Raw genomic sequence first — 13,388 nt, 5'->3', positions numbered from 1 at the left:
GCTCAACCCTCCTTGACCAGGCCGAGATCGGTCAGCACGTTGCGGGTAGCGTTGTAATAACGCACGTACCCAGTGCAACGGCAGACGTGATGCCCAAGGCTGTCCTCGATGACTTGTTCCAGTTTGCTGTGTACGGTCGGCTGGCGCTGCAGCTTTTCCACCAGCACGGTCGCTGCGTTGACGAAGCCCGGCGCGCAGTAGCTGCACTGGAACGCAAACTCATCCACGAAGCGCTGCTGGATCGGGTTCAGTTCGATAACCTGCCCCGACTCATCGCGCTTGGCGTGGGATTCGATGGTGCGCACTCGCTTGCCTTCAAAGTAATGCGCGCCGGTGATGCACGTGCGCACTTCTTCGCTGGTGCCGTCCGGGTTGTCGACGATGACCACGCAAGCGTGGCAAATACCCTGGCCGCAGCCAAGACGCGAGCCAGTGAGGTTTTTGTATTCGTGCAGGTAGTCGATCATCGGCAGGTCATCAGGGATGTCCACTGGGCCGACGGATTGACCATTGAGGGTCAGTTGAAGCGGACGGTTAGGCATTGAGGGCTTCCTTGATGCGCGCAGCAGTGATTGGCAGGTCGCGAACACGTTTACCGATGGCGTGCGCCACGGCATTACCGATGGCCCCGACGATCGGGATCATCACCACTTCAGCGATACCCTTGGATGGATCGCTCGGCGACAGCGCCGGCAAAATCTCCGACGTCTGTTTCCACACGGCAACGTGACGCGCCATCGGCAGACGGTAACGGTTGAAGTTCCAGTCACCCTCCCCCGGCCCGCCTTCATACAGCGGCATTTCCTCCATCAATGCGTGGCCGATGCCCATGGCGACACCGCCCTCAAGCTGACCTTTGACTAACTCCTCAACCAACACGCGACCGCACTCGATCCACGAATGGTGATTGAGCACCTCCACCTGCGCCGAGCCCTTGTTGACCTTCAGCTCGACCAATGTGGCGACCGGGCTGTAGTAAGTCACAGCAGCGTTGTTCAACTGCGTCGCGGGGTAGCTGATGTTCTGGCGATCCAGCAGATGGAAGCCGGCAGTGCTCATCAGCGCCTGCTTGGCTTTTGGCGCGCCGTCGCCGTACTTCACGGCCAGGCCGTCGAGCGGCAGGCGCTCACGCACGCCGTCGATGCTGTATTCAGCCTCGGCCCAACTCCAGCGGTTGAAACCGTGCACAGTGGCCGCGGTGACCAGGCCGCGCTCGTGGGCACGCTTGGCCAATTCTTCAAAACTGAGCGGCTGCATGCCGTTGGCGGTGAGCTTGCCGTCGACCCAATGCGCATCTTCGCGGCGCACCACATACGGGTTGGCCTGACCGCCGAACGGGCCCTGACGCCAGATCTCCAGCGCCGCCGGCCACAAACCATGGTTGAACAGCACGCGCGCCGCTTCACGGGTGGCGTGGCTGAAGTAGTACGCCGAGTTGGTGGCCGAAGATGCCGAAGCGAGCTTGCCCACCCAGCGCGGGTTGCGCAGCAGGTTGTCCTGCTCGGCCTGGCTCATGATGTAAGGGTTGCCGCTGGTGATCAGCTGCATTTCCTTCCACTCTGTTTCGCCGGTCTTCACTTCGTGTGCCGGGCTGCCAAGGAAATCGGCAACGACCAGCGATTGCGAGGTAGACATACCGGTGCCGATTTCGATACCGATATGACGCAGGCTGATGCGACCGTCAGCGCTGAATTCGATACTGGCCATCGGTGCTTCGGAACCAGTGCCAAAGTCTTTCTGGCAGATAGCGAAACCCACGCCGTACCAGTTATCCGGGTCCGCGGCTTCGCGTTGTTGCTTGATCGCGTCGCGGTTTTTCCAGACCTCGTGCACAGAGGCTTTGTCGAGGATTTCGTGCAGGCGCAACGCACCGGCAGGAATGGCGCCCTGGGTGTTTTTCATGCCCGAACGCAGTGCGTTCTTGCGGCGCAACTCGATAGCATCCACACCGAGACGACCGGCGATTTCGTCGACCATCATTTCCGTCGCGGCCATGCTTTGCAGGGTGCCGTACCCACGCATCGAACCGGCTTCAACGCCCCGCGAGTGATACGCGGTGACTTGCAGGTCGTTCTGCGGCATGTAGTAGATCGACTGTGCGGCCGTGGCGCCTACTGCTGCGACCGAGGGGCTGTAGTTGATCCGGCCACCGCCGTCGACGCTCATGTCGGCGAGGAAGATCTTGAAGCTGTGATCGTTCTTGTCGACAGCCAATTGATAACGAATATCGAACGGATGACGCTTGATGCCGCTCTGGAACTGCTCGTAACGGTCATTGGCCAGACGCACCGGCACGCCGGCGCCGTACAACGCCGCGAGGGCGGCGTAGTAGACAAAGATGTTGTGGTCTTTGGAGCCGTACCCCACGGTGTAACCGGGGTGCATGTTCAGGTTGGCCAGGCCGAAGCGCGACGGCGAGATCATTTTCGCAGTCTCGGTGGCCACCTCCAACGGGCACTGGGTGGCCACCACGAAGTGCAGGGTCTTGGTTGCCGGATCGTACCAACCGTTGCCGTTGTCCGGCTCCATGGCAGCCGGCTCGATTGACGGGGTCTTGTAGCGTTCGTCGAACACCAGCCAGTTGTCTGGCGGCGTGTTGATCTGACTCTTCATGCGGTCGGCGTAGAACAGACCGCGCTCGGTCAGGTTGCCGTGCAGATTCGGTTGTGAATTCCATACCGGGCGACGGTTTTTCAGCATCGGAAACAGAATCGAATCCTTGAGGCTGGCAAATTCGTCTTCATCGGCCGAGGTGGGGCCGCCAACGCGCACATAGCGGAAGCTACCGTAAGGGTCGCCTTCGTAGTACGGCACTTTGGCGCCGTAACGAATCGCCTTGTCGTTGAATTTGAGTTTGTTCTTGGCCTGGCGGAAACGCTCGAAATCGTTCCAGATCAGGATCGCCACCGGGTGACCGATAAACATCGGCACCTTGCCTTCAGGCAGCAGCGGATCCGGAGCATGTTCCTCGGGGAAAACAATACCGTCCTTGTCCAGATCGGCAGCGGTGACAATACGATCCGGCTGCAGATCGGCGCCGAGCCACGCCAAGTCGTAGCCCGCATAAATATGGTCGGCCTTGATGGTTTTCAGCAGCATGGCGTGACCTTGCTGCACGGGCCAGCCGGGCATGTCCTTGGAGCGGATATCGCGGGCGAAGACTTTGCTGCCGCACACTTTGGACAACGCATCGTTACGCTGGCGCGCCTTGCCGTTATTGCCCAGCCATTTTTCGGACGGCACGGTAACGCTGTTTTCCATCAGGGCAGCCAGCGCCTGGGTGCTCAGCGGTGTCAGCGTGACGCTCACACCCGCCACCAGGCCGCCCTGGAGGAACGAGCGCCGGGTTATTTCACGGTTGGACATGGATCATCCTCTGAGCGGTTATAAATCCGCCCTTATGGTTAAGTACGCCGAATATCGAGACTTGCAGAAGCCTTTTTACGACGAATCAAAAGGCCATGATGACAGTGCAAAGTTGACCGAAGGGTTAACTTTAAAGGTTTCTGCGCCTGCGGCAAATAACCACATTGAAATTTTTTGACACAACAACGCAAAACGGCCGACAAGATCGAGACGATCTGTCAGCCGCTTGCCTATAAATGAGGACGATGTCACAAACACCATGACGTTTTTTCAAACGCCAGACACAAAAAACCCCGGTCTTTCGACCAGGGTCTTTGCTATCGGATCAAGTCAGCCAGTGGCTTTCTTGTGCTTCAAGGCGTTCAGTGGGCCTTGAGGCAGATATGGCGCAGCGGACGGGACTCGAACCCGCGACCCCCGGCGTGACAGGCCGGTATTCTAACCGACTGAACTACCGCTGCGTATCGCTTGGCTGATTGAGCGTAAACCCTCAACCACCTTTAAACATCTGATCAATCAACCTGGGTTGTTCAATCTCAAGCTCGACACATCGAACCTGGAAAATATGGCGCAGCGGACGGGACTCGAACCCGCGACCCCCGGCGTGACAGGCCGGTATTCTAACCGACTGAACTACCGCTGCGCGTCGGTGCAACCTTTAACGTTGCGTCTTGCCACAAGTGCAAGACTCTCAAGAAGTGGTGGGTGATGACGGGATCGAACCGCCGACCCTCTGCTTGTAAGGCAGATGCTCTCCCAGCTGAGCTAATCACCCTTTGCTTCGTTGAGGCCGCGAAATTTACGCAGGTAGCGGACCTAAGTCAATAGCCTGCTTGAAGTTTTTCTGAAAAAGACAAAATCACTTCAAGACGGCTAACCGCCCTACTCGCTGTAAATCATCTTCTTGCTCATGCCACCGTCCACTACAAACTCTTGCCCGGTGACAAACCCGGCCTGGCGCGACAGCAACCAGGCCACCATCGCCGCCACGTCCTCTACCGTCCCCACCCTGCCCGCCGGATGCTGGGCATGATCGGCATCGGTGAGCGGCTCGGCACGCCGTGCAGCAGGATCACGCGCATCAATCCAGCCAGGGCTGACCGCATTGACCCGAACCTCTGGCCCCAGGCTCATGGCCAAGGCGTGAGTCAGGGCCAGCAAGCCACCCTTGCTCGCCGCGTAAGCTTCGGTATCCGGCTCCGATTGACGGGCCCGGGTCGAGGCCAGGTTGACGATCGCACCGCCGTGGGCGCGCAGGTACGGCGCGCAATGCTTGGCCAACAGCATCGGCCCGCCGAGGTTCACCGCCAGCACGCGATTCCAGTACGCCAGATCGAGGCTTTCCAGGGTGATATTGCGCGGGTCAGCCACGGCGGCATTGCAGACCAGCGCGTCGAGTCGCCCGAACTGCCCCAACACCTCGGCAACCCCCTGGGCCACTTGCTTCTCGTCGGCCACGTCCATGGTGATGAACCAGGCGTTATCACCCAGCACCTTGGACACTTTGGCGCCGCGCTCGCGGTCAAGGTCGGTCAACACCACCTGCCAGCCTTCGCTGATCAGCCACGCGGCAATCCCCAGGCCAATGCCCCGCGCCGCGCCCGTTACCAGCGCAACGCGCCCGTTACTGGCCGCTGCGGCCTCCATGGACCACTCGATCACAAGGCCGCCAGCCCGCGGGCCAGGTCTGCCTGCAAGTCTGCTACATCTTCCAGGCCCACCGCGATACGGATCAGGCTGTCACGGATACCGGCCGCTTCACGCTCCTGCGGCGCCAGGCGCCCATGAGAGGTGGTGCTCGGGTGAGTGATGGTGGTCTTGCTGTCACCCAGGTTGGCGGTAATGGAGATCAAGCGCGTCGCATCGATAAAGCGCCAGGCGCCGTCTTTGCCGCCCTTGACTTCGAAACTCACCACCGCACCAAAACCACGCTGCTGGCGCTGGGCCAAGGCGTGTTGCGGGTGGCTCTTGAGGCCAGCGTAGTGCACCTTCTCGATACCATCCTGCTGCTCCAGCCACTCGGCCAGGGCCTGGGCGTTGGCGCAATGGGCTTTCATGCGCAGGCTGAGGGTTTCCAGGCCCTTGAGGAAGATCCAGGCGTTGAACGGGCTCAGGGTCGGGCCGGCGGTACGCAGGAAGCCCACCACTTCCTTCATCTGCTCGCTGCGCCCAGCCACCACGCCGCCCATGCAACGGCCCTGGCCGTCGATGAACTTGGTTGCCGAGTGCACCACGATGTCTGCACCCAGCTTCAGCGGTTGCTGCAAGGCCGGGGTACAGAAGCAGTTATCCACCACCAGCATCGCACCCTTGGCGTGGGCGACTTCGGACAGCGCAGCGATGTCGACCAACTCGGCCAGCGGGTTCGACGGCGATTCGACGAACAGCAGCTTGGTATTGGCCTTGATCGCCGCATCCCAGCCGGACAAATCCGCCAGGGGCACGTAATCCACTTCGATACCGAAGCGCTTGAAGTACTTCTCGAACAGGCTGATGGTCGAGCCGAACACGCTGCGCGACACCAGCACATGGTCGCCAGCGCTGCACAGGCTCATCACCACCGCCAGGATGGCCGCCATGCCGGTCGCGGTCGCCACAGCCTGCTCAGCGCCCTCCAGGGCCGCGATACGCTCTTCGAACGCGCGCACGGTCGGGTTGGTGTAGCGCGAGTACACGTTGCCCGGCACCTCACCGGAAAAACGCGCCGCAGCGTCGGCCGCCGTGCGGAACACGTAGCTTGAGGTGAAGAACATCGGGTCACCGTGCTCCCCTTCCGGGGTGCGGTGCTGGCCGGCGCGCACAGCCAGGGTATCGAAAGCTACGCCATCGAGGTCGCTGTCCAACCGACCGGCATCCCATTCCTGACTCATGCTGCGACTCCTTACTCAATACGTTATTTAAGATACAAAACCGGCCCCTCAGGGCCGGTGTCTACTCAGTTGTTGTACAGGTCGATGATCGCGCTGACCGCCTGGGTCTTGATCTTGGACGAGTCGTTACGCGCCTGCTCGATCTTGTTCAGATAAGCCTCGTCGACATCTCCGGTCACGTACTTGCCGTCGAACACGGCGCAGTCGAACTGCTCGATCTTGATCTTGCCCCCGCCAACCGCTTCGATCAGGTCCGGCAGGTCCTGGTAGATCAGCCAGTCGGCACCGATCAGGTCGGCCACGTCCTGGGTCGAACGATTATGCGCAATCAGCTCATGGGCGCTCGGCATGTCGATACCGTACACGTTCGGGTAACGCACCGCAGGCGCCGCAGAACAGAAGTACACGTTCTTCGCCCCGGCTTCGCGGGCCATCTGGATGATCTGCTTGCAGGTGGTGCCGCGTACGATGGAGTCGTCCACCAGCATCACGTTCTTGCCGCGGAACTCAAGCTCGATGGCGTTGAGCTTCTGACGCACCGATTTCTTGCGCGCAGCCTGGCCGGGCATGATGAACGTACGGCCGATGTAGCGGTTCTTGACGAAGCCTTCGCGGAACTTGACGCCCAGGTGGTTGGCCAGCTCCAGCGCAGCGGTACGACTGGTGTCCGGAATCGGGATAACCACATCGATGTCGTGCTCTGGACGCTCGCGCAGGATCTTCTCGGCCAGCTTCTCGCCCATGCGCAGACGCGCCTTGTAGACCGACACACCGTCGATGATCGAGTCCGGACGCGCCAGGTAGACGTGTTCGAAGATGCACGGGGTCAGCTTCGGCGCAACGGCGCACTGGCGGGTGTGCAGCTTGCCGTCTTCGGTGATGTAGACAGCCTCGCCCGGCGCCAGGTCGCGGATCAGGGTGAAGCCCAGTACATCCAGGGACACGCTTTCGGACGCGATCATGTACTCGACACCTTCGTCGGTGTGACGCTGGCCGAACACGATCGGGCGGATGCCGTGGGGGTCGCGGAAACCGACGATGCCGTACCCGGTGATCATCGCCACCACGGCATAACCACCGACGCAACGGTTGTGCACGTCGATCACGGCAGCAAACACGTCTTCTTCGGTCGGCTGCAGCTTGCCGCGCTGGGCCAGTTCGTGGGCGAACACGTTGAGCAGCACTTCCGAGTCGGAACTGGTGTTGACGTGGCGCAGGTCAGATTCGTAGATCTCCTTGGCCAGCTGTTCAACGTTGGTCAGGTTACCGTTGTGCGCCAGGGTGATGCCGTAAGGCGAGTTGACGTAGAACGGTTGAGCTTCGGCCGAAGTCGAACTACCGGCAGTCGGGTAGCGCACATGGCCAATGCCCATGTGCCCGACGAGGCGCTGCATGTGACGCTGATGGAACACGTCACGCACCAGGCCATTGTCCTTGCGCAGGAATAACCGGCCGTCGTGGCTGGTCACAATACCGGCAGCGTCCTGGCCGCGGTGCTGGAGGACGGTTAGCGCGTCATACAGCGCCTGATTGACGTTCGACTTACCGACGATACCGACGATGCCACACATGCGACGCAACCCCTACTTAATGAATCTTGACTGAACACAGCTTACTGAGGCGTTTGCGCCGGCAAGAGGTGTTCCTTGAACGGAAGATCAGCGGGTACGCTGATTCCGCTGGCCAGCCACTGACTGCTCCACCCCAATATGAGGTTCTTGGACCAATCTGCAACCAATAGAAATTTTGGCACGAGTACAGACTCCTGCCACCACGAATCCTGCTGTACCGGCCCCAGGCTCAACAGCCCGACCGCCACAACCACCAGCAACGCGCCACGCGCGGCGCCGAAGGCCATGCCGAGAAATCGATCGGTCCCGGAGAGGCCGGTGACACGTATCAACTCGCCAATAAGATAATTGACCATTGCCCCCACCAGCAGCGTGGCGATGAACATGATGGCGCAGCCCGCGATGACGCGAGCCGAAGGTGTCTCTATGTACCCGGCCAGGTAGACCGACAGTGAACCACCGAACATCCAGGCTACGACTCCTGCGATGATCCAGGTCAGCAACGACAGTGCTTCTTTTACAAAGCCGCGGCTCAGACTGATCAAAGCGGAGATGGCGACGATTGCAACGATCGCCCAATCAACCCAGGTAAATGGCACAGTGCAGCCTACGTACGGATAAGGCGGCGCATTTTAGCAGAGCGCCGGGCTATCGGTAAGCGGTGATTGCGGCTGCTTTGCAAATCAATAGATTGGGCAGTGTGAACGCCATTTCAAGCCCACCATAAACCAATGTGGGAGGGGGCTTGCTCCCGATTGAAGTGTGTCAGCATCAGATGTACTGACTGACCCACCGCTATCGGGAGCAAGCCCCCTCCCACACTTAGATTGCGTTAATGCCTGCTTGAATCAGCCGCGCTCCGGCTGGAAGCGCACCACAAACCCATTGAGGTTCTGCTGGCGACCCAGCAAATCGCGCAGGCGATCAGCCTCGGCGCGCTCGATCAGCGGCCCGACAAACACACGATTCTTGCCATCGGCGCTGCGGATGTAAGCGTTATAACCCTGGGCACGCAGCTTTTTCTGCAAGGCGTCGGCACTTTCGCGATTGGCCAGGCTGGCGAGCTGGATCGACCAACTGATCGGCAGGCCATTGGGATCAATGCGGCTCTGGCCCACATCCGGTTTACCCGGCGCAGCAGGCTGCGGCGCCACAGGCTTGGGCGTTGGCGCCGGTGCAGGCGGTTTGGCAGCGACAGCCGGTGCCGGCGTCGGCTTGACCACCGGCACACTTGGCTGCACCGGCATCGAAGGAGCCGGTTGCGTGGCGACCTCCTCCTCGACAGGTACAGGTTCTTCCGGCAACGCCTGAGGCTCGGGCACCACCACCGGCTCGACCTGAACCTGGGGCACCACCGGCGCCTGGGGCGCAGCGGGGGCTTCAACCACCACCTGGCGCTGCTCGTCCTGACGGGAAAACAGCATCGGCAGGAAGATGACTGCCAACGCCACCAACACCAGGGCTCCAACCATTCGCTGCTTGTATGCGCTATCCAGTAATGCCATGTGCAGCTTCCTCCGTGGAGCGCCGGGCCAGCCATTCGAGCGCCTCGGCAACACAATAAAATGATCCGAACAACAGGATTTCGTCCTCGGCCGTAGCCACCGCACACTGCGCTTCCAGGGCGGCAGTGATGCTTGCATACGACGTCACGGGCGCGCCAAGGTTCTGCAAGGCGGTTTGCAGCTCAGCCGCCGGCCGGCTACGCGGTGTATCCAGCGGCGCAACGGCCCAAGACTGAACACTGCCAAGCAACGGCGCAACCACGCCTTCCAGATCCTTGTCGGCCAACAGCCCGAACACCGCCAGTCGACGGCCGGCCGGTGGCGTGCGTGCCAGGCGCTGCGCCAAATAGTGAGCCGCATGGGGGTTGTGCCCCACATCCAACAACAGGTTCAGGCGCTTGCCTTGCCAGTCGAGCACCCGACGATCCAGGCGCCCCACCACTTTCGTCGCCCGCAGGGTTGCGCCGATCTGCTCGGCATCCCACGGCAGATCCAGCAGCAAATAGGCTTGCAGCGCGAGCGCAGCGTTTTCCATCGGCAGGTTCAGCAGCGGCAAATCAAGCAGCTCGACCACCTTGCCACGGGCATCACGCCCGCGCCATTGCCAATGGGTCGCACCGATATCGAGATTGAATTCACGGCCGCGCAGGTAGAACGGGCAATCCAGCTCGCGCACCTTGTCCAGCAAAGGCTGCGGCGGATCCAGGTCGCCGCACAGCGCCGGCCTGCCCTGGCGGAAAATCCCGGCCTTTTCATAGGACACGGACTCCCGGGTATTGCCCAGGTAGTCGGCATGATCAACACCGATGCTGGTGACCAGCGCAAGGTCGGCATCCACCACATTGACCGTATCCAGGCGCCCGCCGAGGCCGACTTCCAGTACGACCACATCCAGTTGCGCACGCTCGAACAGCCAGAACGCCGCCAGGGTGCCCATCTCGAAATAGGTCAGGGAAATATCGCCACGCCCGGCATCCAGGGCAGCGAAGGCTGCGCACAACTGCTCGTCCGTGGCTTCGACGCCATTGAGCTGTACCCGTTCGTTGTAGCGCAGCAGGTGCGGCGAGCTGTACACACCGACCTTCAGGCCCTGGGCCTGCAACAGCGCCGCGACAAAGGCACAGGTGGAGCCCTTGCCATTGGTGCCGGTCACCGTGATCACACGCGGTGCCGGCTGGCCCAACCCGAGGCGGGCCGCTACCTGTTGCGAGCGCTCCAGGCCCATGTCGATGGCGGACGGATGCAACTGCTCAAGGTAGGCGAGCCATTCGCCCAGGGTACGTTGGGTCATAGGTTTGCAGGCACCGGCGGCACGACGATTGGCTCGACTTTAGGCGCGACGTACACAGGCGTCGGCAGGCCCATCATTTGCGCCAGCAGGTTACCCAGACGTGGACGCAGTTCGCCACGCGGGATGATCAGGTCGATAGCACCGTGCTCCAGCAGGAACTCGCTGCGCTGGAAGCCTTCCGGCAGCTTCTCGCGCACGGTTTGCTCGATCACACGCGGGCCGGCAAAACCGATCAGCGCCTTGGGCTCGCCGACGATCACATCGCCGAGCATCGCCAGGCTGGCGGAAACGCCGCCGTAGACCGGGTCGGTCAGTACCGAGATGAACGGAATGCCTTCTTCGCGCAGACGCGCCAGTACCGCCGAGGTCTTGGCCATTTGCATCAGGGAGATCAGCGCTTCCTGCATACGCGCACCACCGGAGGCGGCGAAGCAGATCATCGGGCAACGGTTTTCCAGGGCGTAGTTGGCAGCACGCACAAAGCGCTCACCGACGATGGCGCCCATGGAACCGCCCATGAAGGAAAACTCGAAGGCCGAGACCACCACGGGCATGCCCAGCAGCTTGCCGCTGACCGAGATCAGCGCGTCCTTCTCGCCGGTCTGCTTCTGCGCACCGACCAGACGATCCTTGTACTTCTTGCTGTCGCGGAACTTGAGACGGTCGACCGGCTCCAGGTCAGCGCCCAGTTCGTTGCGGCCATCGGCATCCAGGAAGATGTCGATGCGCGCGCGCGCGCCGATACGCATGTGGTGATTGCACTTGGGGCAAACATCCAGGGTCTTTTCCAGCTCCGGGCGGTACAGCACCGCGTCGCAGGACGGGCACTTGTGCCACAGACCTTCAGGAACCGAGCTTTTCTTCACCTCGGAACGCATGATCGAAGGGATCAGTTTGTCTACTAACCAGTTGCTCATGCTTTCTTTCTCCAGTACCGGTGGCTTGAACACAGCCCCGCGTATGCCCTTGAGCTAAATTCATATGTGGCGATGATGCCTGCGGGACGGGGTCAGACGTTGGACCTGCCATTTCCCGCCTGCATCCTCAGCCTTCCAGACAACCTGCCAGCGCAGGGTTGCCACTTCATTTCCGGGCCACCCACAGGCGGCGCCGGGCTGTTTTACACAGTGGTAGTTATGGACGGCGGCAGACTGCCAGCCGTCACATCCCGCCACTGCTGTTGCGCACGGCCTGCATGAATGCGCGAATCCTGTTGTGATCCTTGATGCCCTTGCCCTGCTCCACCCCACCGCTGACGTCCACGGCATACGGCCGCACCTGCTCGATGGCAGCCCCGACGTTCGCAGGGTTGAGCCCACCGGCCAGGATGATCGGCTTGCTCAACCCTTCGGGAATCAGCGACCAATCGAACGCCTCACCCGTACCACCCGGTACGCCTTCGACGTAGGTGTCGAGCAGGATCCCGCGAGCGCCGATATACGCGGCACACGCCGCGGCGATATCGTCGCCCGTCTTGACCCGCAACGCCTTGATGTACGGGCGCTGATAACTCTCACACTCATCAGGCGTTTCATCGCCATGGAACTGCAGCATGTCCAGCGGCACTGCATCCAGGGTTTCATTGAGTTCGCAGCGACTGGCGTTGACGAACAAGCCCACGGTGGTCACGAAAGGCGGCAGCGCCGCAATGATGGCCCGCGCCTGCAGCACATTCACCGCGCGCGGGCTTTTGGCATAAAACACCAGACCGATGGCATCGGCCCCTGCCTCGACTGCCGCCAGCGCGTCTTCTATGCGGGTAATCCCGCAAATCTTGCTGCGAACGGCTGACATGTCGTAGGAACCTCAGGGTTGGACCGAGAAAGTCCCGGATGTTAACAAAAGCTTTTCCGGGCGTCAGCCGCCAAGTTCACTGAAACCTGTGAGGAAGTGTGGCCCGATAAAGCGTTCCGGCAACTGAAACTCGTCGCGGTACTCCACATCCACCAAATACAGGCCAAACGGGTGCGCCGTGACGCCGCCCGTGCGACGGATGCGGCTTTCCAGCACTTCCCTGGCCCACTCCACCGGGCGCTCGCCGGCGCCGATGGTCATCAGCACGCCGGCAATGTTGCGCACCATGTGATGCAGGAATGCTCCGGCGCGAATATCCAGCACGATCATCTTGCCGTGGCGGGTGACCCGCAGGTGGTGAACTTCCTTGATGGGCGACTTGGCCTGACACTGACCGGCGCGGAAGGCGCTGAAGTCATGCACGCCCACCAGGTGCTGCGCGGCCTCGGCCATGCGCTCGGCATCCAGTGGGCGGTGGTTCCAGGTAATTTCTTCATTGAGATGCGCGGGGCGGATCTGATCGTTGTAGATCACGTAGCGATAACGCCGAGCGATGGCCTTGAAACGCGCATGAAAATGCGCCGGCATGACCTTGGCCCAGCTCACACTCACGTCGTGGGGCAAATTGATATTCGCCCCCATCACCCACGCCTTCATCGACCGCTCGGCCTGGGTGTCGAAGTGCACCACCTGGCCACACGCGTGTACGCCAGCGTCGGTACGCCCGGCACACATCAGCGACACCGGCGAGTCCGCCACTTTGGACAGGGCATTTTCGAGGGTTTCCTGCACCGTCAGCACGCCGGAGGCCTGACGCTGCCAGCCGCGATAACGCGAGCCTTTGTATTCCACGCCCAGGGCGATGCGGTAAAAGCCGGCGGCCGCCATTTCGGCGGCCGCGTTATCTATATTTGCCAAGAACTGAGAGCCTGATGAGTTGCGCAAAGGCGGGCATTATAAAGGCGTCGGATGCCTGACGGGCGTTTTGTTA

The 13,388-nt window shown here is 61.2% G+C and carries 12 protein-coding genes and 3 tRNA genes; 1 reads left to right on the top strand and 14 read right to left on the bottom strand.

Annotation, left to right across the window (positions count from 1 at the left end):
- Window positions 1–2: 2 nt before the first annotated feature.
- On the bottom strand, window positions 3–542 hold the full coding sequence (locus FW800_RS10695) for a (2Fe-2S)-binding protein (protein WP_005789732.1): 540 nt from the start codon (window positions 540–542) through the stop codon (window positions 3–5).
- Window positions 535–3,366 carry a xanthine dehydrogenase family protein molybdopterin-binding subunit gene (locus FW800_RS10690; protein WP_005789746.1) on the bottom strand — a complete coding sequence of 944 codons (2,832 nt, stop codon included), beginning with the start codon at window positions 3,364–3,366 and terminating at the stop codon, window positions 535–537. Before FW800_RS10690 ends, FW800_RS10695 begins: the two co-directional genes overlap by 8 nt.
- Here FW800_RS10690 and FW800_RS10685 point away from each other — a divergent pair.
- On the top strand, window positions 3,365–3,544 hold the full coding sequence (locus FW800_RS10685) for a hypothetical protein (RefSeq protein WP_446437583.1): 180 nt from the start codon (window positions 3,365–3,367) through the stop codon (window positions 3,542–3,544). The genes FW800_RS10690 and FW800_RS10685 overlap by 2 nt on opposite strands.
- Window positions 3,545–3,750: 206 nt before the next feature.
- Here FW800_RS10685 and FW800_RS10680 read toward each other — a convergent pair.
- From FW800_RS10680 to truA, 12 genes are all read right to left on the bottom strand, one after another.
- Window positions 3,751–3,827: transfer RNA gene (locus FW800_RS10680), tRNA-Asp, on the bottom strand.
- Between the two features lie 105 nt (window positions 3,828–3,932).
- Window positions 3,933–4,009: transfer RNA gene (locus FW800_RS10675), tRNA-Asp, on the bottom strand.
- Window positions 4,010–4,065: 56 nt separating this feature from the next.
- Window positions 4,066–4,141 (bottom strand) — tRNA-Val (locus FW800_RS10670).
- A 107-nt stretch (window positions 4,142–4,248) separates the two neighbouring features.
- On the bottom strand, window positions 4,249–5,013 hold the full coding sequence (locus FW800_RS10665) for an SDR family oxidoreductase (protein ID WP_032880253.1): 765 nt from the start codon (window positions 5,011–5,013) through the stop codon (window positions 4,249–4,251).
- Between the two features lie 11 nt (window positions 5,014–5,024).
- Window positions 5,025–6,236: an O-succinylhomoserine sulfhydrylase gene (locus FW800_RS10660; protein ID WP_005789748.1), complete on the bottom strand. Its 1,212-nt coding sequence runs from the start codon at window positions 6,234–6,236 to the stop codon at window positions 5,025–5,027.
- A gap of 65 nt (window positions 6,237–6,301) precedes the next feature.
- Entirely contained in the window at window positions 6,302–7,807 is a 1,506-nt protein-coding gene (gene purF / locus FW800_RS10655; RefSeq protein WP_003192537.1) for an amidophosphoribosyltransferase, read from the bottom strand.
- A gap of 41 nt (window positions 7,808–7,848) precedes the next feature.
- The gene (locus FW800_RS10650; protein ID WP_005789751.1) at window positions 7,849–8,406 is read right to left on the bottom strand and encodes a CvpA family protein; all 558 of its coding nucleotides are present in this window, start codon (window positions 8,404–8,406) and stop codon (window positions 7,849–7,851) included.
- 249 nt (window positions 8,407–8,655) lie between these two features.
- Complete coding sequence (locus FW800_RS10645) at window positions 8,656–9,312, bottom strand: SPOR domain-containing protein (RefSeq protein WP_032880251.1); 657 nt, start codon at window positions 9,310–9,312, stop codon at window positions 8,656–8,658.
- Window positions 9,296–10,603 (bottom strand): bifunctional tetrahydrofolate synthase/dihydrofolate synthase, encoded by a 1,308-nt coding sequence (gene folC / locus FW800_RS10640; protein WP_446437582.1) that lies wholly within the window; start codon window positions 10,601–10,603, stop codon window positions 9,296–9,298. Before folC ends, FW800_RS10645 begins: the two co-directional genes overlap by 17 nt.
- Complete coding sequence (gene accD / locus FW800_RS10635; protein ID WP_005789754.1) at window positions 10,600–11,520, bottom strand: acetyl-CoA carboxylase, carboxyltransferase subunit beta; 921 nt, start codon at window positions 11,518–11,520, stop codon at window positions 10,600–10,602. Before accD ends, folC begins: the two co-directional genes overlap by 4 nt.
- Before the next feature lie 244 nt (window positions 11,521–11,764).
- Complete coding sequence (locus FW800_RS10630) at window positions 11,765–12,397, bottom strand: phosphoribosylanthranilate isomerase (RefSeq protein WP_005789755.1); 633 nt, start codon at window positions 12,395–12,397, stop codon at window positions 11,765–11,767.
- Between the two features lie 63 nt (window positions 12,398–12,460).
- Entirely contained in the window at window positions 12,461–13,285 is an 825-nt protein-coding gene (gene truA, locus FW800_RS10625; RefSeq protein ID WP_103733785.1) for a tRNA pseudouridine(38-40) synthase TruA, read from the bottom strand.
- Window positions 13,286–13,388 lie beyond the last annotated feature (103 nt).

Source organism: Pseudomonas sp. 910_23 (assembly GCF_052850795.1).
The sequence above is the reverse complement of the archived record's forward strand: the minus strand, read 5'-3'. Positions and strand labels throughout refer to the sequence as shown.

What these genes read in the sequence shown, in the direction of transcription:
- FW800_RS10645 (WP_032880251.1), bottom strand. Translation starts at nt 9,312, where the DNA reads ATGGCATTACTGGATAGCGCATACAAGCAGCGAATGGTTGGAGCCCTG.
- accD (WP_005789754.1), bottom strand. Translation starts at nt 11,520, where the DNA reads ATGAGCAACTGGTTAGTAGACAAACTGATCCCTTCGATCATGCGTTCC.
- FW800_RS10665 (WP_032880253.1), bottom strand. Translation starts at nt 5,013, where the DNA reads ATGGAGGCCGCAGCGGCCAGTAACGGGCGCGTTGCGCTGGTAACGGGC.
- FW800_RS10685 (WP_446437583.1), top strand. Translation starts at nt 3,365, where the DNA reads ATGGATCATCCTCTGAGCGGTTATAAATCCGCCCTTATGGTTAAGTAC.
- FW800_RS10660 (WP_005789748.1), bottom strand. Translation starts at nt 6,236, where the DNA reads ATGAGTCAGGAATGGGATGCCGGTCGGTTGGACAGCGACCTCGATGGC.
- purF (WP_003192537.1), bottom strand. Translation starts at nt 7,807, where the DNA reads ATGTGTGGCATCGTCGGTATCGTCGGTAAGTCGAACGTCAATCAGGCG.
- truA (WP_103733785.1), bottom strand. Translation starts at nt 13,285, where the DNA reads ATGGCGGCCGCCGGCTTTTACCGCATCGCCCTGGGCGTGGAATACAAA.
- FW800_RS10695 (WP_005789732.1), bottom strand. Translation starts at nt 542, where the DNA reads ATGCCTAACCGTCCGCTTCAACTGACCCTCAATGGTCAATCCGTCGGC.
- FW800_RS10630 (WP_005789755.1), bottom strand. Translation starts at nt 12,397, where the DNA reads ATGTCAGCCGTTCGCAGCAAGATTTGCGGGATTACCCGCATAGAAGAC.
- FW800_RS10690 (WP_005789746.1), bottom strand. Translation starts at nt 3,366, where the DNA reads ATGTCCAACCGTGAAATAACCCGGCGCTCGTTCCTCCAGGGCGGCCTG.
- folC (WP_446437582.1), bottom strand. Translation starts at nt 10,603, where the DNA reads ATGACCCAACGTACCCTGGGCGAATGGCTCGCCTACCTTGAGCAGTTG.